Annotated in this window: 20 protein-coding genes and 1 pseudogene; 3 read left to right on the forward strand and 18 right to left on the reverse strand. The window is 38.5% G+C overall.

Going from position 1 to position 20140, the window contains the following annotated elements:
* On the forward strand, positions 1–257 hold a 257-nt coding region (locus tag A3I7_RS0104895; RefSeq protein ID WP_018364481.1), incomplete at its 5' end, for an IS3 family transposase.
* 96 nt (positions 258–353) lie between these two features.
* Here the strand turns inward: A3I7_RS0104895 and radC are convergent.
* The 14 genes and pseudogenes from radC to A3I7_RS0104965 all read right to left on the reverse strand — a co-directional run bounded on the left by radC (position 354) and on the right by A3I7_RS0104965 (position 13891).
* A complete protein-coding gene (gene radC, locus A3I7_RS0104900) occupies positions 354–1034 on the reverse strand; it encodes a RadC family protein (protein WP_018375665.1) in 681 nt (226 codons plus the stop codon).
* A 43-nt stretch (positions 1035–1077) separates the two neighbouring features.
* Positions 1078–1905 (reverse strand): glycosyltransferase family 8 protein, encoded by an 828-nt coding sequence (locus A3I7_RS0104905; protein ID WP_018375666.1) that lies wholly within the window; start codon positions 1903–1905, stop codon positions 1078–1080.
* Positions 1898–3025, reverse strand: coding sequence for an AI-2E family transporter (locus A3I7_RS0104910; protein WP_018375667.1), 1128 nt, complete (start codon positions 3023–3025; stop codon positions 1898–1900). The genes A3I7_RS0104905 and A3I7_RS0104910 overlap by 8 nt, the downstream gene beginning before the upstream one ends.
* A 650-nt stretch (positions 3026–3675) precedes the next feature.
* Positions 3676–4290 carry a histidine phosphatase family protein gene (locus A3I7_RS0104915; protein ID WP_026217130.1) on the reverse strand — a complete coding sequence of 205 codons (615 nt, stop codon included), beginning with the start codon at positions 4288–4290 and terminating at the stop codon, positions 3676–3678.
* A 1-nt stretch (position 4291) separates the two neighbouring features.
* On the reverse strand, positions 4292–4906 hold the full coding sequence (locus A3I7_RS0104920) for a histidine phosphatase family protein (RefSeq protein ID WP_018375669.1): 615 nt from the start codon (positions 4904–4906) through the stop codon (positions 4292–4294).
* Positions 4903–5499 (reverse strand): histidine phosphatase family protein, encoded by a 597-nt coding sequence (locus A3I7_RS0104925; RefSeq protein WP_018375670.1) that lies wholly within the window; start codon positions 5497–5499, stop codon positions 4903–4905. The genes A3I7_RS0104920 and A3I7_RS0104925 overlap by 4 nt, the downstream gene beginning before the upstream one ends.
* A gap of 61 nt (positions 5500–5560) precedes the next feature.
* Positions 5561–7036 (reverse strand): glycoside hydrolase family 1 protein, encoded by a 1476-nt coding sequence (locus A3I7_RS0104930; RefSeq protein ID WP_018375671.1) that lies wholly within the window; start codon positions 7034–7036, stop codon positions 5561–5563.
* 380 nt (positions 7037–7416) lie between these two features.
* Positions 7417–8034: a GDSL-type esterase/lipase family protein gene (locus A3I7_RS0104935; protein ID WP_018375672.1), complete on the reverse strand. Its 618-nt coding sequence runs from the start codon at positions 8032–8034 to the stop codon at positions 7417–7419.
* Between the two features lie 397 nt (positions 8035–8431).
* A complete protein-coding gene (locus A3I7_RS0104940; protein ID WP_018375673.1) occupies positions 8432–9916 on the reverse strand; it encodes a glycoside hydrolase family 1 protein in 1485 nt (494 codons plus the stop codon).
* A 91-nt stretch (positions 9917–10007) separates the two neighbouring features.
* Positions 10008–10664 carry an SGNH/GDSL hydrolase family protein gene (locus A3I7_RS0104945; protein ID WP_018375674.1) on the reverse strand — a complete coding sequence of 219 codons (657 nt, stop codon included), beginning with the start codon at positions 10662–10664 and terminating at the stop codon, positions 10008–10010.
* Positions 10665–10688: 24 nt separating this feature from the next.
* On the reverse strand, positions 10689–11507 hold the full coding sequence (locus A3I7_RS0104950; RefSeq protein ID WP_018375675.1) for a Cof-type HAD-IIB family hydrolase: 819 nt from the start codon (positions 11505–11507) through the stop codon (positions 10689–10691).
* Between the two features lie 175 nt (positions 11508–11682).
* A pseudogene (locus A3I7_RS0104955) lies at positions 11683–11976 on the reverse strand (PTS cellobiose transporter subunit IIC); the annotation flags it as partial.
* 40 nt (positions 11977–12016) lie between these two features.
* Positions 12017–13591 (reverse strand): ABC1 kinase family protein, encoded by a 1575-nt coding sequence (locus A3I7_RS0104960; protein ID WP_026217132.1) that lies wholly within the window; start codon positions 13589–13591, stop codon positions 12017–12019.
* 12 nt (positions 13592–13603) lie between these two features.
* Positions 13604–13891, reverse strand: coding sequence for a phasin family protein (locus tag A3I7_RS0104965; RefSeq protein ID WP_018375678.1), 288 nt, complete (start codon positions 13889–13891; stop codon positions 13604–13606).
* A 250-nt stretch (positions 13892–14141) separates the two neighbouring features.
* On the opposite strand from A3I7_RS0104965, the gene A3I7_RS0104970 reads away from it, so the two are divergent.
* Positions 14142–15059, forward strand: a complete 918-nt coding sequence (locus tag A3I7_RS0104970) for an AraC family transcriptional regulator (protein ID WP_018375679.1) — start codon at positions 14142–14144, stop codon at positions 15057–15059.
* Positions 15060–15107: 48 nt separating this feature from the next.
* Entirely contained in the window at positions 15108–15239 is a 132-nt protein-coding gene (locus A3I7_RS14740; RefSeq protein ID WP_018375680.1) for a hypothetical protein, read from the forward strand.
* Between the two features lie 34 nt (positions 15240–15273).
* Here A3I7_RS14740 and A3I7_RS0104980 read toward each other — a convergent pair whose 3' ends face one another.
* The 4 genes from A3I7_RS0104980 to gyrA form a co-directional block, all read right to left on the reverse strand.
* Positions 15274–16188 carry a DUF1002 domain-containing protein gene (locus A3I7_RS0104980; RefSeq protein ID WP_245538842.1) on the reverse strand — a complete coding sequence of 305 codons (915 nt, stop codon included), beginning with the start codon at positions 16186–16188 and terminating at the stop codon, positions 15274–15276.
* A gap of 146 nt (positions 16189–16334) precedes the next feature.
* Positions 16335–16748, reverse strand: a complete 414-nt coding sequence (gene gloA2, locus A3I7_RS0104985; RefSeq protein WP_018375682.1) for an SMU1112c/YaeR family gloxylase I-like metalloprotein — start codon at positions 16746–16748, stop codon at positions 16335–16337.
* A gap of 41 nt (positions 16749–16789) precedes the next feature.
* A complete protein-coding gene (locus tag A3I7_RS0104990; protein ID WP_018375683.1) occupies positions 16790–17536 on the reverse strand; it encodes a class A sortase in 747 nt (248 codons plus the stop codon).
* A gap of 15 nt (positions 17537–17551) precedes the next feature.
* Entirely contained in the window at positions 17552–20011 is a 2460-nt protein-coding gene (gene gyrA, locus A3I7_RS12515; RefSeq protein WP_018375684.1) for a DNA gyrase subunit A, read from the reverse strand.
* Positions 20012–20140: the final 129 nt, after the last annotated feature.

The raw sequence follows: 20140 nt of genomic DNA on the forward strand, positions 1-20140 counted from the left end.
AAGATTATTACCGTTTAACGACCCAGTATCAGATGACACGCTCTATGTCGCGTGTTGGTAAGTGTATTGACAACGCACCAATTGAGAGTTTCTTTGGGCACTTTAAGACGGAGTGCTATGATTTGAAGAAATATAAGACCTTTGAGGAGCTGGTTTCAGATATTGATGCCTACATCTATTTTTACAATCATCAACGTTTTCAAGAACGCAACAACGGCCTTGCCCCTCTTGAAATGAGGAACAAGGCCGTCGCCTAATCTTTTATTATTTCATTGTCCACTTGACAGGGAGCAGTTCAAACGATAGAGTATTTTTCTAAATCGTCAATCATTCGTTTTTTTTTTTACTTTTTCTTAAAGAATGTCCGTCTCTTCACGAAAACTATAGTAGCAATGTTTTCCAACGATAATATGATCAAGGCACACAATCCCTACTGTTTCACATGATTGTTTTATTTTCTCTGTAAAATATAAATCATTCTCACTAGGTGATGCAGATCCAGAAGGCTGATTATGAACTATAATCAGGGAAGTTGCCATATTTTTACAGGCATAGTAAAGGATTTCGCGTGGTTCTGCTATCGACCTACGTACCGATCCGATAAAAATTGTCTTTTGTTCGATGATCCGATTTTGCGTGTCAAGGTAAAGGGCAACCAAATGCTCCTGCTTTTTGTCACTGAGTTCTAACATCATCTTTCGAGCCAATTTTTCACTACTCATGATTCGCTCTTGTTGAGCATAATCTGCCTTGTTGATGCGCTTTGATAATTCTAGCATGGCTTTGATTTCAATAGATTTTACTTGGCCAATACCTTTGATTTGCTGTAATTCCTGTAATGATAGGTGAGTGAAGTCTGCTAAACTCGTTAAATTTTCTAGGATATTGAGTGATACTTCTAAAACTGGTTTTGTTTTGGTTCCTGTTCTAAGCAAAATAGCCAAGAGTTCTTGATTACTTAAATTTTCGGCTCCCAAATCCATGAGACGTTCGCGGGGAAGCAAGGCTTCGTTTTTTAATTCTACAGTATACATAAAATACCTCCACTTAGTTTATTCGTAAGTAGAGGTATTTTTATCATGGTATTTTTTTCACACGTTGTTGGTAGTGTTTGTAAAGAGCGGCATAACGTCCGCGGTAGTTCTTTTTCCAGGGTTTATCTCGTCCACAGAAATGTAAAAATACAGTATGTTCAAGAACCCAATCTAAATCCCATTTACCAGAGCTTCTAGCAAAATAGAGTACATTATAACGCGCATCGTAATTATAGATTTCATCGGGGATTTGAAAAACTTTATGACCATAAAGAGCATTTAAGATATCCTGATCTGGTAAAAACAAGATACGTCCATTCGTCGCAATATAATCTAAGATATCCGATTTTTGGACCTGACGTCTAATTTCTGGCAAATTCATCAACAGGACACCAGAATTGTAATAACTTTCAGCTTCGAAATTGCCTAAGCGCAGCTTATTGACTAGTTCAGGAATGTTAGCATCTGAAGTATGACTGGCTGCAGCATACAAATTATCCTTCAAATCCGCTTGATAAAGAGGTACAATATCATTCAAGCATAGAATATCCGCGTCTAGATAAAGAATACGATCCAAGTCTGCTGGTAAGTAATCCTGTGCTAAAAGTCGATAATAAATGGTTTCAGGATAGCGATCAGTAGTTGGAGCATCTTCGAAAGCCATTTCACCAATAATGACTGGATGATAGGTTATTTGTAATTCTTGACAAAAGCGATTGATAGCTTCATTTTCTGATAAAGGTGCCTTCTGTAAAAGATAGACTGCCATTTGCTTTTTTGAAGCATTTTGCCAAAGGGAATAAAGAGTAACTTTGAACTGCTCAACATAATCATCATTGATGGCAAAAAGAAGGTTTATTATATCACTCATTTTTTGTGTTTACCTTAAGTGTTTGACGTTTATGAACATGATCTTTGATAATTTGATAAATACTTGCAGATAATGGCACTGCTATTAACATTCCTAACACTCCCCAGAGTGAGCCACCTACTGTTATAGCCAGCAGAACCCACATTCCTGGCAATCCACTTGAATTTCCAACAACTCTTGGATAGATAAGATTGCCTTCAAATTGTTGCAAAATAATCAAATAGATAACAAAAAAGATAGCCTTGGTAATAGACTGTGTGGCAATTAAAATAAAGCCAATGCAAAGGCCGATATAGGCACCGACCACTGGAATCAGAGCGGTAAAGGCAACCAGAACTCCTATGGTCGCGGCATAAGGCAGTTTAAAAATGAACATGCCTGTAGCTGTTAGAGTTCCAAGGATGATGGCCTCCATTGTCTGTCCAACAAAAAAACCATGAAAACGCTGATGTAGAATACCAATGACATAATGGACTGTTTTAGCAAATTTACCAAGATAGGTGTCAATCAACAAGTTGAACTGATGCCCAAGTTTTTCCTTGCTAGCGAGGACATAGATTGAAAAGACTAGACTAATAAACAAATTAAGTATTGTCGAGGCAAGAGTCGTTACCGAGGTCAGGAGACTGGTTAGGACTGTTAAAACTTGCTTTAGGACTTGTTGGCTGTATTTTTGAATGGTTGTAGCCAAATCATTACCTGCCCCAAGATATTCTAAAGCTTGCGCAACCAATTTGTTATCACCAAGCTCATTGATAAGCTTCGTAATTTGCTTAGTGTCAATGGTCATTAGAGAACTCAAACTTTTTATCAAATCAGGAAGGACAATTGAAAAAATCCAAATGATGATAACAGTGAAAGTCAAATAGGCTAAAATCATAGAAATTGAGCGTTTTAACTTAATTAGCCATGTATTTTTAAATAGTCGAGCATAAAGCTTCTCGTAAGCGCTCATGACAATATTGATAATGTAAGCGAGACCAGCTCCCATCAAAAAAGGAAAACTGGCAGTATAGAATGTGTTTAAAAGCTGGGCTCCGCTACTCCAATAAGCTTGTATGGCAAAACAAAGCGTAAAAGCTATAACGACATAGTAAACTTGCTTTTTCTCGAATTTCATCACTACTCCTTGAAACTAATTTCTTATCTATTATACACAAAAATAAAGAATTTTAGTTAAGGAAACTTCTGAAAAGTTACAAGTATGTCTAAGTAAGTCATTAAAAAAGGTAGTATGGTCAATTAGTTTATCTTTTATTATTTCGACGTAAGAGAGGCTGGGCAAAGCGCAGCACCGCTTCTCAGAGTTCGTGTCAACATTTCATCGCAGTGGTTGACTGGGTTTAATAGTCCACTGGACTATTTTAGCCCGAACCTACATATTTGGAAGTGAGGAGAACTCTTTTTGACTTATTGAGTTCTTGCCCACTCCCTATTTCCAACTTCAAACACTCCACTGGATTGTTTGAACTCACTTTGCCGTACTTTACGAAAGTCACTGGCTTCGCATGTCTTATTTCCAACCTAGAACAGCCTCTAGGCTGTTCTAGCAACCTGCAACTCGTTGCCTTGTACTAAAAGACTATAATATTTTAAGAACCTGTATTCATAAACGAAGTGTTTATAGATATGAGATCATTTTTTGCTAATCAAGGTAGTTTTTTGAGAGAATACTGATTGTATTTTGAAAAAAACTAACGATGAGTAGCTCAAAAACTCGTCTTAGATAGAAGTACTGAACTGTGAATACAGGTTCTAAATTTTGAAAGATTATGTCAAGTCACCCAAATACTCAAAAATTTCCCCCTTAACTGGATCAATCATACCGTGCAAAGTAAAAGCTCCTTTTTCAAAACTAAGGTCAAAAATGCAGCAATTACTTGGAAAAAATCCCATGCTTTCGACATCAACCCCGATTGAGTTTAAAAAATGCATAATGGCGCCAGCATGACTAACAGCTAAAATGGTTTTGCCGTCATTTTCTTCCAAAATATGAGTAATGGTCGTGTGTACCCGCCGAGCAACCTCCTCATCACTCTCACCACCATGAACTACATAATAATTTCCAACAGCCCTACGGACTTGACGAGGAGGATGAAGGTACTCCTGCTGGCCTTCAAAATTTCCAAAGTTCATTTCTTTTAGACCCTTAAGACGGGTGTAGCTTGTCACCCCTGCCGCAATTTCCAAAGTATCTGATGCTCGCTCAGAGGTCGATGAATAGTAGCTGTCAAAAGTCAGTCCTTGCGCTTTAAAATAGTCGGCAGCCATTTTAGCTTGTTCAATTCCCAATTCTGTCAGCGGAGAGTCGCTCCAACCTTGAATGCGTTCTAAGGCGTTAAAAAGAGTTTGTCCATGGCGCATTAAATACAAATGACTTGTCATCTTATTTCTTGTCATCCTTTCTGTAACTGTACTCCTTTTCCACTGGATTATAGACAGAGTGGAGTTCAAAGACACCGTCCTGATAGGTAAAATGGAGGATACAGCAATTTCTCATTTTTCGAATGTCAGGATTTGGATGGATAACACGGCGGAAAAACTGAGCGATTGCCCCACCGTGACTTACAGCTAATACGCTGCTCTCTTCTCCTGCCTCTTCTAGAATTTGACGAATACAGGTCTCCATACGATCACGTACTTGTTCATTGTTTTCCCCACCAAATTGTTGGAAATAATCACCATAACCAATTCCACCATCTTGTAACTTAGGGTTCAAATACTCGGGCTGTGCTTCAAAAGCACCAAAATCCCACTCTTTCAAGCCTTTTAGACGTTGATAATCTAATCGTCCAGTGGCAATTTCTGCAGTATCACAGGCCCGTTCTTGAGTTGACGAATAAACCTTGTCAAAACGAATACCTTTTTCTTCAAAATAACTTCTGGCTGCCTGTGCCTGCTCCTTGCCTAAGTCAGTCAAAGGTGAGTCACAAGCTCCCTGTATTCGACCTTGTTCATTGAAACGGGTCTGACCATGACGCATAAGATAAAAAGTTTTCATAGAGCCACCTCTACATTTTCGATAGGATCAACCACACCAGATAAAACTAGTTCTCCGAAACGGTATTCGTAAATACAAATATTACAATTGCCAAAACGAACCCCCTCTGGAAAAGGCAAATCCAAATACTGAATCAAGCCCCACAAAGCCGCCCCATGACTAACCATAAGGAGGTTTTTAGCCTCTGTCTCATCTAAAACAGACTTGAGTGTATCATAAACCCGATGCCCAACCTGATAAATATCTTCACCACCAAAAGGCACTAACAAGTCTTCAAAAGAACGTGCACCTTGTCGGAATTTCGGAAGCAACATTTCAGGCTGTGCTTCAAATTGACCAAAACTCATTTCTTTCAGTCCCTTGAGTTGGGTAACATTTTGGCTAGGTGCCACGATTTTGGCCGTGTCACAAGCTCTTTCCTGCGTTGAAGAATAAACCTCTTCAAATCGGATACCTTTTCCTTCAAACCAAGCATGCGCTATCTTAGCTTGCTCAATTCCTTTTGCCGTCAGCGGCGAATCACACCAGCCTTGTACTCGCTTTTGCGTATTAAATAAAGTTTCACCGTGTCTCATGAGGTAAAGTTTGGTCATAAAAATTTTTCCCTTTCTTTTGCAAAGAAACCCAGTTGAACCCGCAACTGAGCTTAAATCTTTAATTGTTTAGGATGTTTGCTGCTTGACTAGCAATCACATCCGTATACCAATAGAAACTATCCTTACGATAGCGGTCAAATGTCCCCTGACCTCGGTCATCAGCATCCACATAGACAAAACCATAGCGTTTGGACATTTCAGAAGTTGATGCCGACACAAGATCAATACAACCCCACATGGTGTAGCCCATCAACTCAACGCCATCTTCAATAGCCTCGTACATCTGCCTGATGTGTTTATCTAAATAATCAATCCTGTAGTTATCATGAATGCTACCATCTTCTTCAAGCTTATCCAAAGCACCCAAACCATTTTCAACCACAAAAAGGGGTATTTGGTAACGGTCATAAAGTTTATTTAAAGTTACTCGCAAACCAACTGGATCAATCTGCCAGCCCCAGTCAGAAGCTTCCAAATAAGGGTTAGCCTCACCCAAAATAAGATTTCCTGCTGTTGCTTTTTGTTCTGGTGTTTGATTGTTTGGATGTCGTGTCACCGATGACATATAATAAGAAAAGCTCATGAAATCTACTGGATATTGCTTGAGAATAGCTTCATCACCGGGTTCAAAGACTAATTCAATCTGATTTTCTTTAAAAAAGCGGTTCATATAGCGTGGGTATTCACCACGAACCTGAACATCTGAATAAAAGAGATTGGATTGGTCTTTTTGAATGGCATTCATGATATCATCTGGATGACATGTTGCTGGATAAGCTTCCATACGAGCCAACATCATTCCAACCTTATTTTCAGAATCAATCTCATGCGCTGCTTTGGTGGCCAAGGCGGACGCGATAAATTGATGGTGAACAGCCTGGTACATCTCATCTAAATGAAGTTTTCCATCTTCAAATAAGAGGCCTCCAGACAGGTAACCAGTCATCCCGAGAATATTGATTTCATTGAAGGTCAACCAGTATTTAACTTTTCCCTTGTAGTGTTTAAAACAAGTTTTTGCATAACGAACAAAAAAATCAATGACTTTCCGATTTTTCCAACCACCATATTTTAATACTAAGCCAATGGGAAATTCATAGTGTGATAGAGTTACAAGCGGTTCAATGCCATACTTATTGAGTTCATCGAAGACTTTATCGTAAAACGCCAATCCTTCTTCATTTGGTTCTATTTCGTCACCATTAGGAAAAATACGGGACCAAGCAATAGACATGCGGTAGGTTTTGAAGCCCATTTCAGCCATCAAAGCAATATCTTCCTTATAACGGTGGTAAAAGTCAGAACCCCAACGTTTAGGATAAGAGCCTTCCTTATCCTCCATCGCAAATGTTAGACGCTCCAGCGTCATAGGACTTGAAAATTCACCACCCATAGTTTTTCGTTCTTCAGGTTTAACAGCACGCGCAGTATCCGAAGTAGCAAAACCGCGTCCACCTTCATCAAAACCACCTTCAAATTGATTGGCAGCTGTGGCACCGCCCCAAAGAAATCCTTCTGGAAATTGTTTTGTCATTTCAGTCACCTCTTATTTTGATAGTTAGATTATATGCCTAATTGATAACGTTTTCTTATAAAATAATCTGTATTTTTGATACTATCCTATGGAACTCTGGTTTATTAGTTTTCTTTTTAAGCTTCTCTCAATTTTGATTCATTCATCTTTAGATAGTTTTAAAACTTTCCTTAACATTAAGTAGATTCAGTAGCATACCTGATGCAAACTTCTTCGTGATTGGGTGTCTATGTCGATGGTTATCGCGTTGACTGATATTTTCACATTTCTTCTAGCGTAAGAATTATTTCCAACACGACTCAGCATCTCTATAGTATTAAACTTCAGCACAAAAAGCTTTTTGTTTAAGCAAATATTAGTATTCAAATACTAAATACTTTTTATAAAGCCAGTTTTGTTAGGCGCTTAGCTATTATGTGATATGCTGATTGAGTCAGATGCAGACCATCTATCGTGTAAGCTTCAGCTAAGTTGCCAATATCATCCAATAAGAGATCATAAAGATCAAGATATTGGGCTCCTGAAAGGACAGACAAATCCTGATTAAGCGCTTGAATATCCTTGTTATTGCGAATCTTGACACGTTCCTGATAAATTGAACTTTCATTGACAGGAAGAACAGATAAAAGGTATATCTCTGTATAAAAGGACTCCTGTTTGATTGCTGCAATCATATCACCTATTCGTTGGACAATATCAGAAATTGACAACCCTTCTCCAAGATCATTTGTCCCTATCCATAGAAATAACTTACTAGGTTCAAGAATCCAAATTTGTTCTTTGAGGTGCTGACTGAGCCAAATAGTATCCGTCCCAGCTATCCCTCGGTTTATCAAGGGTAAATCCGTCTTCAAATATTTTTTTAAAGGGAAAAACTCAACAATAGAATCTCCGGCAAAGACAATTCCCCCTCTAGGCAAGACTTGATTTTGTTTGGAAAACTCATCTAGTTTTTGCTGGTGATAAGCTTTTAATTCTGAACTGATGACTTCTATCATCTCTTCTCCTTTCTCTGCAAAATTCATCTTCATGATATTATTATAGAACACGATGAAAGGGAGTGGTAAAGAACTCAATAATTCTTAAAAAGAGTTCTCCTCACTTCCAAACATCTAGGTTCGGGCTAAAATAGTCCACTGGACTATTTTACTCCCACCCCCGTACAGCTCCAAAGGTTCCCCGAACCTTTGGAGGTTGGAAATGAAGCGAACTCTGCTCGCAACAGTCGTAAAGGCAGATTTCGAGTGTGAAACACGAATTGCTGAGATTTGCTTCGCAAACCTTATCTCCAACCTTTAACAGTCTAGTGGACTGTTAAACCCAATCAACCACTGCGATGAAATATTGACACGAACTTTGAGAAGCGAGGCTGGACTTTGCCCAGCCTCTTTCCTATTAATCTAAATCTGTACCTCTACTGGCAATAACTTTTTGGTACCAATAAAAAGAATCTTTAGGAATACGCTTCATAGTTCCTTTACCTTCATCATCCATGTCAACATAGATAAAACCGTAGCGCTTGCGCATTTCTCCAGTACTTGCTGATACAATATCGATACAGCCCCAAGTTGTGTAACCGATAAGGTCAATACCGTTGTCAATCGCATTAGCCATTGCTTTAATATGAGCGCGATGATAGTCAATACGGTAATCATCATGAATTGAACCATCTTCTTCGACCGTATCAAAGGCACCAAGACCATTTTCAACAACCATCAATGGAATTTCGTAGCGGTCGTAGATTTTTTCAAGGTAATATTGAAGCCCTACTGGGTCATGTGCCCAACCCCAATCAGAGTATGTCAAGTAAGGGTTTTTAGCACCAGTTGAGAAATTCCCTGCTACTTCTTCAACCCCTGTATGTGTCGTCACGTTGTTTGACATATAATATGAGAAGGTGTACATGTCAACAGTACCACGTTTCAAATCTTCGAGGTCCTCTGCCGTAATGTCTAACTCAACATTGTGTTCTTTCCAAAGACGTTTAGCATAAGTGCCGTATTTTCCTTTGGCTTGAACATCACCACAGTAATAAATGCCAGATTCCCATTTGTGTTCGTTAGCCAAAATGTCTGCTGGGTCACAAGTTCCTGGATAGAAAGTAATCCCACAAATCATATTTCCAATCATAAAATCAGGATTGATAGCATGACCGAGTTGCACGGCTTTAGCTGACGCTACAAATTGGTGGTGTAAAATTTGATAACCGTCTTGATAATCAGCATCGCTCGCTTTTGCGCCAAACATATCAAGGAACATGGTCGTATTATTGATTTCGTTGAAAGTTAGCCAGTATTTAACCAAGTCTTTGTATTCAGTGAAAATCACTTCGCAATAGCGCACGTAAAAATCAATGAGTTTACGATTTTTCCAACCACCATAGTTTTCTTCAAGAGCAAGTGGCGTGTCAAAATGCCAAATCGACACCAAGGGTTCAATATTGTATTTACGGCATTCTTCAAAAACTGAACGGTAAAAATCTAGCCCAGCTTGATTAGGTTCTTTGTCATCACCATTTGGGAAAATACGTGCCCAAGAAATAGACAAGCGAAAGACTGAATAGCCCATTTCAGCAAACAATTTAATATCTTCTTTATAACGGTGGTAGAAATCAACCGCTACATGGTTTGGGTAATATTCGGTATCAAGCACCGCATATTTAGCACCCTCTGGGATTTTACCGTTGTGTCCCATTGCTGGCTCTTTACCAGGCTTGCCATCTTTATCAATATAAGTCATGTAACGTGGCGCATTGACGCTACCACCTGTTGTCACATCAGTCGCAACAAGTCCGCGACCATCTTCATTATAAGCCCCTTCGGCTTGGTTAGCAGCGATTGCTCCACCCCAAAGGAAATTTTTTGGAAATGCTTTTGTCATCTATCGTTTCCCTTCTTTTATTTAAGTACAATAATATTATATTGTTATTTGAAAGCGTAATCTTGCATTATCATCTTATAAAATGATACTATCACACTAAATGGGGCTGAATAGCATCAGCAATCACTCGATAACCTGCTACTGTCAAATGAAGTCCATCAACTGTCCAATCACGTTTGAGTTGTCCAGTTTCATCACAAAGTAAATCATGGACGTCAAGCCAAGATACCTTCTCGCCAGCCAATCGACTAAGGTTATCATTTAGTAGTGAAATACTTTGATTATTTCGCAAGCTTGGTGTCCGTACAAATTCAGGCGATTCATTCATCGGAAAAACAGACAATAAGAAAATCAGTGTTTCTGGTGACTGTTGATGAATCTTTGTAATAATGGTCTGAATGGTTTGACAAACCTCTTCTGGAGCCCGTTTTTTCAAATCATTAACACCAACCAATAGAAAAACTTTACTTGGTGCTAAATCAAGTATTTGACTACTAAGGTGTTCTAGTAACTGTAAACTATCAATACCATGAATACCACGGTTATACAGCGGTGTATCCGATGTCAATAGTTCGTGAATTGGGAAAAATTCTGTAATAGAATCGCCTGCAAACACAATATTGGGATGTGAAACAATTTTATTGAGCGCAGCGTATTTTTCCCATAATTGATTTTGTTGGTCGGTCAAAATATACTGACGATATTCTTGCACATCAGCTTTGTGATAAAGTTCTTGAAAATCTGTCATTTTTTCTCCTTTGTGATTATTTTATCACAACTCAATACCTTTCAAAAAATGATTTGACAAGACTTGTAACACACCGTTTTCTTGATTTGATGGTGCTTGATAGCTAGCAACAGATTTAATTTCCTGCGGAGCATTTGCCATTGCAAATGAGTATTTTGCTAATGTTAGCATTTCAATATCGTTGCCTCCGTCACCAAATACCATGAGATTTTCTGGACCATAGCCCCAATGATTGAGTAGAAAATCAAGCCCTGTTCCCTTGTGAACGTGTGAGGGAATAACGTCAATACAACCAAAACCACTAGAAGTAGCCGTTAACTGGTAATCAGCAAAAAGCGTGTTAATGTCATCACGCACTTTAAAAGTCAAATCGTCACGAACCAGCAAGGTTACTTTGAAAAAATGATCATCTGGAATCGGATGAAGATTGTCAACGTAAGTTAACACAGGCAAATAATAGCTAAGCAAGTCTTTCACTTTCTTAGGTGTCGCTGCAGGAAGGTAAGATGAGTCTTTCCCTGCCAAATTAATCACCGTATCGGGATAATACTTTTCAATGTAATTCACCAAGGCTGAAATAGCTTCCTCAGTCTCAAAGGCCTCTTGCAAGGTTCGGCCATTTTCAATAATGTGACCACCGTTTTCAGCCACAAACGTCATTTGATGTTTATGCTCAGGAAATTGTTGAATAATTTGACGGTACTGATTACCGCTTGCCACGACAAATTTAATATCATCTGCTATAAATTTATCAAATAAACGGTTAAAAAGTACCTTGTCATAGGTTTTGTTATCCGCTAAAAATGTTCCATCCATATCTGTTGCGATTACTTTTATTGTCATCTGTTTACCCCACTTTTTCTTTAAGTCCAGTATACACTTTTTTGATGAAATTAACTCATATCATTGACTGAAAAAAATGTACTATCCTCCGTTTTTTATCATAAACTTGCAATAATACCAAAGAGACTGGGGTACTTTCTCCCAGTCTCTTTATGATATCGTTCGTATTTAATAATTATGCTTCAGTACCTTCTTCTTCAAGAAGTTGTTTATCATAACGGCGAATGAATGGCCAGTAGACTAAAAACGCTGCCAAGGCACATACAATGGATAGGGGAACAGCTTTGAGGTCGGCTGTTCCAAGGAAGGCACCAATACCAACTGGAGTTGGCCATGGCACTTGGGCGATTACAGCACCGATAAGATTCAGTTTCATAGCAAGATAGTAGATCGACATTGAAACAATTGGTGCAGTCAAGAAAGGAATTGCTAATGCTGGGTTATAAATGATTGGAAGACCAAAAATTAGAGAAAATTTCCTTAAAGATAAGGAAACTTTCTCTACCTTACTATTTTCTCTTTTTTAAGAGTAAGACCATTTCCCAAATAAAAATAATAGCTGCTAAAGTAAACAAAACTTTCGAAGCAAGCTGAAGTTCCTCTTTCAGAGATATAATGCTAGCTGACAGCATTAAGGCAAAAAAGAGTAAACTCAAGACAAGTTGATTGCCTAGTTTCTGTAAAAGCTTGATACGATTACTATAATCGTAAAACTCATGAGTCACTAAAAGACGACCATTGAGTAGTTGAGCTAAGAGTTGATGAAGTTCACGAGGTATATTTTTCCCATTTTTTAATAAATAAAATAGTTCAATAAGCAGCGTCTCTCTATTAAGGGCTTGTTTGAGCATGTCTGGCCCCATATTTTCAAGGAAGTAATTCTTAGCTAAAGTCATCAAGTCCACTTCAGGTGCCATTTCTCGGAAAATACCTTCTATTTGAAACGCAGCCTTTTCCAAAATGGTAAATTGAGCGGGTGCCCGTAGATGATTTTTATGAAAAACAGCCACCAAATCCTCTATTAAATCCGTAATGGCTAGACCACCTAAATCAAGACTAGCATACTTAGATAGCATCTGCTCAACATCCTGAGACAATGCCGCTTTATTGACATCGCCATCAACATTGGTAAGGGTTAAAATGGAGCGAGTCATTCCATCGACATCCTGAGCGGTAAAACCATAAAGAATATCATTTAGACTGGCTCTCATACCTTCTTCCAGCCGTCCCATAATTCCAAAATCAATAAAGTAAATTTTACCTTCATAGATAAGAAGATTACCTGGGTGAGGATCCCCGTGGAAGAAACCATCCTTAAACACTTGCTTGATAAAACTCAACATTAATTTTTTGCCTATATCATCAAGCTCATACCCCTCTTGCAATAGTTGATCGTAGCGATTGATTGGAATACCTGAAACATACTCTTCTACTAGCATATGTTCAGTTGTAAAGTTATCATAAACTTTTGGGATAGCCAAACAACGGATATTGCTATTGAGTTCACTGAATTCATGCATGGCCTTAGCTTCGTTGCGGAAGTCAATCTCACGCTCTAGAGATTCTTTGAGGTTTTTTAAAACTTCTGGAATATCCACCATAGGAAAAAAAGCTTTTGGAATTCGTCTTGATAGCCTCATAAGGACGGACAAATCTTCCTCAATGATTTCTGCTAGTTGAGGGCGCTGAATTTTAATAATAACTTCTTCGCCTGTTAACAGTCGTGCGCGATGTGTTTGTGCGACTGAACCGCTTGCTAGAGGAGTTTCAGAAAACCACTCAAAAACTTGAACGCTTGGCTGGTCTAATTCTGCCTTAATAGCCGCCATGACCACATCTTGTGACATGGGAGGAACATCGCTCTGTAATTTCACTAATTCCGAGATGTACTCCGCTGGAAGTAAATCGCTTCGAGTAGATAATACTTGACCAATTTTTACAAAACTTGGCCCCAATTTTTCAAAAGCCAACCGTAATTTAGCAGGCGCCGACTTAAGGTCGGCAGGAGTATTTTTCTCTTTAAAACTAGTAAAACCAACAGATGAAAAAACTCTGATAATTTCTCTCAGTCGTTTATTTCCCATAATTAAACCCAACTACTCAGTATCTTCTTTTTGCTTTAAAAGTGTATCTAGTTTTTCTTCCAGTCGAGAAACATCTTCTTTTGTTGCATATTGCACACCTTTCGTCTTAGTATTGATTTTATCTGTCAAATCCTTAAGTTCGTCCTCGCTCTTGCGTTTCAATTCGGACTGCAATTCTTTTCCTTCTTCTACAGTCAAACGTCCTTTTTCAACCAATTCTTTGACAAAACTGTCAGCTTTTTCTAAAGTCATCGAGGTCAAACCAATCCCAGCTAACAACACTTTTTTTAACTCATCCATGATAATTTCCTCCTCCTTTAAATAATCATCATTTTAGATGGAAGATACAAGCACTGCATGTCTGACCATAAATCAATAGTCAGCACTAGCATCTTCTTAACACTTTCATTGTACCACTTTCAGGGTAAAAATCCTGATTTTTAGCAAGCTTTTGAAAACTTTTTCATATGTCTAATGGAAGAACTGACATTTTACTAGGCTTTTGCTATAATAATACTAAACTATGATTTTTAATATTTGAGGTTCGATGATGAAATTAGTTACAAATGAGTTTAAACAGGAATTTGGTGAAAATAACCACCTTTTATCCTACCATTATTATAATACTATCGTTAAAGATGGAAGACCTGACGTTCTATTCCATTGGCATCCAGAATTAGAAATCAACTATGTCTATGAAGGATCTGCCCGCTATCATATTGATTACGATTTTTTCAATAGTGAACCTGGAGATATTGTCCTTATTAGACCAAACGGTATGCACTCTATACACCCCATTGAAAACCAAAATCACATTACAGACACCTTTCAATTCCATTTGGACATGATTGGACATTCAATTATCGATCAGGTGAGCCTGCGCTATCTACAGCCTTTGCAGACCAGCTCATTTAAATTTATTCCTTGCATCAAACCTGACATGGAAGGTTACGATGAAATCAAGACTTGCTTATTCAGCATCTTTGACTTATCTCGTAATGAAGGCCGACATTTTGAACTTCTCCTGAAATCAAAGCTTAACGAACTAATCTATCTCCTTTATTTCCATCGCTATGTCGTCAAAAAAAATACTGATGATGCCTATCGGAAAAACGAAAAAATCCGTGAACTCATCGACTTTATCAATCGCAATTACGAGAAGAATTTGACAATTGAATATTTGGCAGATTTTATTGGTTATAGCAAGACTCACTTTATGAGCGTTTTTAAACAGCACACGGGGACTTCTTGCACTGAATTTGTTATCCAAGTTCGTTTAAATAAAGCCAGTGACTTACTGATTAATACCAACTACTCCATTTTAGACATTGCCAACCGCATCGGTTTCAACAATCTCTCTAATTTTAATCGTCAATTCAAGCGCTATTATCAAACAACGCCGAGCCATTATCGTAAACATTTTAGCAACCGAAAAGACAGCCGTCATCTGATAAATCCTAAGCAATAGCACTAATACGTCAATACTGTAATACTGACGCAGTTCAAGGAGAACCTAATGACATATCATGGATTCTTTTCTCGATTATTCATCAGCCAGACAGCCCTTGCTAAAGGTTTAATCCAGCAAGGGCTTTTTTTGCGTATGAAAAAACTCCATATGTTCTATATGATATCACAGGACACATAGAGTTCATTACGGAGCCTAGAGATTTTCTATCACTTTAGCCGAAAAATTGACTAAAGAAATTAACAATTTGTTGCCAAATACTAGCAAAGAAGCCCTTGCTAGATTCAATCACGCCACTTGCGTCAAAATTAAGGTTGATATCTTTAAAGGTTGATTTGGCATTTGAAACGATACTATCCTTCAATGAAGATAAGGTTTTCTTAAAACCACTGCTTTTAATGACACTTGAATGCGATAAATTAAGTGCAAAATTAACAATCAAGGTAATATGGTCAGCTGATAAAACATCTTTTAGACCATAGTTTTCAAGTGTATCTTCAACAATTTTGCGAACTTGGTCTTCTGTTAAGTTGTCACCACCCTCAGCAACAGCCTTCTTGATATCTGTTAAAGCAACGTTAAGTTTATCTGCATCATAACCTTGAGTTCCTTGGTTTTCAGCATTGATTGTTGACAGAGCAGATAACTCTTCTTGAGCTAAAGCTTTACTTTCATCAGATACCTTAGCACCGTTTTCTTCCAGTGAGTAATAAATACCAGCAAGCGCACTCTCACCTGTTACAGCAATAGGGGCAGCGACCGTAATTTTGGCATGTTCAATCCCCAAAGTAACCGCCGCATTTCGATACATATCTTGGGTTACTTTTGTAATGTTTTCTGGTGTCACAATTTCTACGGTGAGTGTCTCAGAAGAAGCAAGTTTTTGAATTTTCACTGATGAATAGAGCTGTAAGCTAGCATCATCTGCAACATTCATGATTTGGGCATATGCACTTGTCGTCAGAGTCTTTACCTGAGTATCCTTACTACTATCATAACCAAGCAAACTCAAAGTTTGAGCTTGTTGGTCAGGTGTTAGGGAATAACCAAGCACATAGTCAGGTTGGACATAAGTCTCATCAATGACATCCTGAATAGTATTAGTTGCCGCATGAGCAGTGCTAATCATAAAGGCACTCACTAACAAGAGGGCAGCAGAAAAAACAAATTTACTAAATTTCATTTCAGTCTTCCTTTCTGTGAGAATTTATTATACCATTTCACTGCAAAGAGGTCTTAAAAAAACTGTTCGATTCTTTATTTCCCTCATATTTTTTATTCGTGTAATTCAAGTGGAAGTCCATCTGGGTCGAAAAAGAAAGTCATCTTCTTTCCAGTATAATCATCATAACGAATAGGCTCTACAAAGATTCCCATACCTTCCAACTCTACCTTATAAGCTTCAACATCATCAACATAAAATGCTAAATGACGTAACCCACAAGCCTCTCTATCATATTCAGGACGACCGATTCGCTTTGGTGGTGTAGTATAATGTGGGTCACTTAGCTTATTTCCAAAAATTTCAAGTTCGGCGGTACCACACCGTAAATCCAGTTTATAATCATGTCGTTTTGGACGGTGGTTCTCCCGAATAATCTCAAAACCGAGCTTATTAACATAAAAGTCGCGTGATTTCTCATAATCTGAAACAATAATAGCAATGTGATGGATAGTTTTTAATTTCAATATTCTCTCCTTATGCTAGAAAAGAGGCTCGCGCCTCTCTTCTATGAAGTAATTTGGTTATAACTCGACTTAAATGCCTTGACGATGTCTTCAGAAGCTTGATCATATGCAACAGAAGATTCCAATGTTCCGTACACAATGATACGCCCTGTCGCCTCAAGATCTGTACAAGTTACAAGCGTAACCTGACTTTGTCCTGGTGTATCGTTTATCACATCAGATCTATCTGGTGCTACAGACTCCACACCGGTGATAGTATATGTGTAAACCATTTCTTTATTAGTCAGGTAAATTTTCATACCAATTTTTGCACGCTCTAGGGGTGAAAAAAGCATTTTTGAAGAACCAGTCATTCCAAAAACATGGTGGCTAGCTAATGCATAATTATTTTCACCACCCATGACTTGTTCTTCCTTCATGGTTCCTGCACCATAGGTCAACCCTACATTGCCTAATCCTTTAAAAATTGGCAAGTTTATTCCAATATCTGGGATGGCAATGCCACCGATAACAGGAAGATTTTGAGCATTCCATTGCGCTTCTAAAACTGACTCGGTTGAAATTGGTTCTACAGCAGAAAAATCAAAAGTAGCATCTGATTTTTCATTCTTTTTAATCTCTTTTTTGGTTACCTTAACCACCTGATATTTGTTGGAATTCCAGCCAATAATAACGTTTCGAATGGACTTATTGAAAATCAACGCAAGACCAACAATCAATAAAAGGCTAAAAATCAAGATACGCAAAAAACGTAAAATTTTTGATGGTTTCTTTTTTCTTTTTGTCATAGTTTCTCAAACTGTCTATTTTTCATCAGAGACAGATGTTGTTTCCTCATTTTCTACTGATTGAACAAGTGCAAACGTCACAATTTTTGCTTCTTGATCAAGTCTCATAACTTTTACACCCAAGGTTGAACGACCTGTTTGCGAAATGTCAGCAACATTTGTCCGTATAATAACCCCAGTGTTGGTAATGACCATAATATCTTCATCACCATTGACAGTTACCAAACCAGCCAATGAACCATTCTTACTTGTGATATTTGCCGTTTTAATACCCTTACCACCACGGCCTTTTGTTGGATATTCACTCGCTGCTGTACGTTTACCATAACCATTTTCAGTGATAACGAGAACTTCTTGATCATCTGTTATACGAGAGGCACCTACAACTTTATCCCCAACGCGTAAAGTAACCCCTCGAACACCAGTTGCCGTACGTCCCATGTTACGAACAACCTCTTCGTTAAAACGAACGGAATACCCAGTTTGTGTCCCAATAATGATGTCATCTTGCCCATCAGTCAAAAGAACATTGATAAGTTCATCATCTTCTTTCAAGTTTAAGGCTTTAAGACCATTTTGACGGATATTGCTAAATTCAGAAACGCTAGTACGTTTAACTACACCTTGTTTGGTCGTAAAGAAGAAAAATTTATCTTGAACATCTTCTCTGCGAGCATTGATAATAGTCTGAATCGTTTCTCCGTCATCAAGTTTAAGGAGGTTAACAATTGGCAATCCCTTAGCCGTTCGACCATATTCTGGAATTTCATAAGCTTTCAGTCGGTAGACACGCCCCATGTTAGTAAAGAATAACAAACTATCATGAGTGCTTGTTGAAACAAGTTCGCGAACAAAGTCATCATCGTTGACACCTGTTCCTTGCACACCGCGCCCCCCGCGTTTCTGAGCACGAAATTCATCTTGAGCTAAACGTTTAATATATCCCTTATTTGATAAAGTGATAAGAACATCCTCTTCTTCAATTAAATCCTCATCCTCAAGAGTCAACACTTCTCCAACCATTAACTCCGTTCGGCGTGGATCTGCGTATTTACGTTTAATTTCATCCATCTCTTCTTTGATGATTGTAATGACACGCTCAGGTTTTGCCAAAATGTCTGCTAAATCAGCAATCAAGTCCAAAAGTTCCTTATACTCCGATTGAATCTTGTCGCGTTCCAACCCTGTTAAACGGCGCAGACGCATGTCTAAGATAGCCTGACTTTGACGTTCTGACAAATCAAAGCGACTCATCAATTCTGCTTGAGCTTCTGCATCAGTCTGGCTAGCACGAATAATGGAAATGACTTCGTCCAAATGATCAAGTGCAATCAGCAAACCTTCCAAAATATGCGCCCTGGCTTCGGCTTTGTCCTTTTCAAAACGTGTTCGGCGAACAATGACTTCCTTCTGATGCTCAATGTAATTTTCAATAATACGTTTTAACGAAAGAATTTTAGGAACACCGTTTTCGATTGCTAACATATTAAAGCTAAAGTTAGTCTGTAAACTTGTCAATTTGAACAAGTTATTCAAAATAACATTGGCAGATGCATCACGACGCACTTCAATGACAAAACGTACACCTTCGCGGCTAGACTCATCACGAACTGCTGTAATTCCTTCAACACGTTTTTCCTGTGCTAGACGCACGATATGCTCATGAACCTTTGTCTTGTTAACACCATACGGAAACTCTGTTACAACAATGCGTTCACGTCCTGACTTAGTTGTTTCAATTTCTGTTCGTGAACGAAGGACAATGGAACCTTTTCCAGTGTCATAAGCGCGATGAATTCCTGATTTACCCATAACAAGGGCGCCAGTCGGAAAGTCCGGTCCAGGCAAAACCTCCATCAATTCGCGAGTTGTCACATCAGGATTATCCATAACCAGCTTAACTGCATCAATTGATTCACCTAAATTATGTGGCGGGATATTCGTCGCCATACCAACCGCAATCCCTGTTGCTCCATTCACAAGAAGGTTGGGAAAACGAGCTGGTAAAACTAGCGGTTCACGTTCAGAACCATCATAGTTATCTTGAAAATCAACGGTATTCTTATTGATATCGCGCAACATTTCCAGAGCAATCTTACTCATACGGGCTTCTGTATAACGTTGTGCAGCAGCACCATCGCCATCCATTGAACCAAAGTTCCCGTGACCATCAACTAGCATATGGCGATAAGACCACCATTGTGCCATACGCACCATTGCCTCATAAATGGACGAATCCCCATGTGGATGGTACTTACCCATAACATCCCCAGTGATACGGGCTGATTTTTTGTGAGGCTTGTCTGGCGTAACCCCAAGTTCATTCATCCCATATAAAATACGACGGTGAACAGGCTTTAAGCCATCTCTTACGTCCGGCAGGGCGCGGGCGACGATAACTGACATAGCATAATCTATAAAACTGGTTTTCATTTCTGAAGTCAGATTAACGTCAACTAAATTCTTATCTTGCATGAAGCAAAGCTCCTTTTCTAGTCTAAAACTCTATTCTATTATACCATATTTTGAAGAAAATTCCCTAATAAGCATACCGTTTTCATAAATTTTCAAATTTATTTCGTGACATATCAAAGCTATCGTGCT

The sequence above is a fragment of the Streptococcus orisratti DSM 15617 genome, from assembly GCF_000380105.1.
In the GTDB taxonomy this organism is placed as follows: Bacteria; Bacillota; Bacilli; order Lactobacillales; family Streptococcaceae; genus Streptococcus; species Streptococcus orisratti.

Bases quoted from the DNA above. Each gene is read 5' to 3' on its own strand.
- radC (WP_018375665.1), bottom strand. From the start codon at position 1,034: ATGTATACTGTAGAATTAAAAAACGAAGCCTTGCTTCCCCGCGAACGT.
- A3I7_RS0104905 (WP_018375666.1), bottom strand. From the start codon at position 1,905: ATGAGTGATATAATAAACCTTCTTTTTGCCATCAATGATGATTATGTT.
- A3I7_RS0104910 (WP_018375667.1), bottom strand. From the start codon at position 3,025: ATGAAATTCGAGAAAAAGCAAGTTTACTATGTCGTTATAGCTTTTACG.
- A3I7_RS0104915 (WP_026217130.1), bottom strand. From the start codon at position 4,290: ATGACAAGTCATTTGTATTTAATGCGCCATGGACAAACTCTTTTTAAC.
- A3I7_RS0104920 (WP_018375669.1), bottom strand. From the start codon at position 4,906: ATGAAAACTTTTTATCTTATGCGTCATGGTCAGACCCGTTTCAATGAA.
- A3I7_RS0104925 (WP_018375670.1), bottom strand. From the start codon at position 5,499: ATGACCAAACTTTACCTCATGAGACACGGTGAAACTTTATTTAATACG.
- A3I7_RS0104930 (WP_018375671.1), bottom strand. From the start codon at position 7,036: ATGACAAAACAATTTCCAGAAGGATTTCTTTGGGGCGGTGCCACAGCT.
- A3I7_RS0104935 (WP_018375672.1), bottom strand. From the start codon at position 8,034: ATGATAGAAGTCATCAGTTCAGAATTAAAAGCTTATCACCAGCAAAAA.
- A3I7_RS0104940 (WP_018375673.1), bottom strand. From the start codon at position 9,916: ATGACAAAAGCATTTCCAAAAAATTTCCTTTGGGGTGGAGCAATCGCT.
- A3I7_RS0104945 (WP_018375674.1), bottom strand. From the start codon at position 10,664: ATGACAGATTTTCAAGAACTTTATCACAAAGCTGATGTGCAAGAATAT.
- A3I7_RS0104950 (WP_018375675.1), bottom strand. From the start codon at position 11,507: ATGACAATAAAAGTAATCGCAACAGATATGGATGGAACATTTTTAGCG.
- A3I7_RS0104960 (WP_026217132.1), bottom strand. From the start codon at position 13,591: ATGGGAAATAAACGACTGAGAGAAATTATCAGAGTTTTTTCATCTGTT.
- A3I7_RS0104965 (WP_018375678.1), bottom strand. From the start codon at position 13,891: ATGGATGAGTTAAAAAAAGTGTTGTTAGCTGGGATTGGTTTGACCTCG.
- A3I7_RS0104970 (WP_018375679.1), top strand. From the start codon at position 14,142: ATGAAATTAGTTACAAATGAGTTTAAACAGGAATTTGGTGAAAATAAC.
- A3I7_RS14740 (WP_018375680.1), top strand. From the start codon at position 15,108: ATGACATATCATGGATTCTTTTCTCGATTATTCATCAGCCAGACAGCC.
- A3I7_RS0104980 (WP_245538842.1), bottom strand. From the start codon at position 16,188: ATGATTAGCACTGCTCATGCGGCAACTAATACTATTCAGGATGTCATT.
- A3I7_RS0104990 (WP_018375683.1), bottom strand. From the start codon at position 17,536: ATGACAAAAAGAAAAAAGAAACCATCAAAAATTTTACGTTTTTTGCGT.
- gyrA (WP_018375684.1), bottom strand. From the start codon at position 20,011: ATGCAAGATAAGAATTTAGTTGACGTTAATCTGACTTCAGAAATGAAA.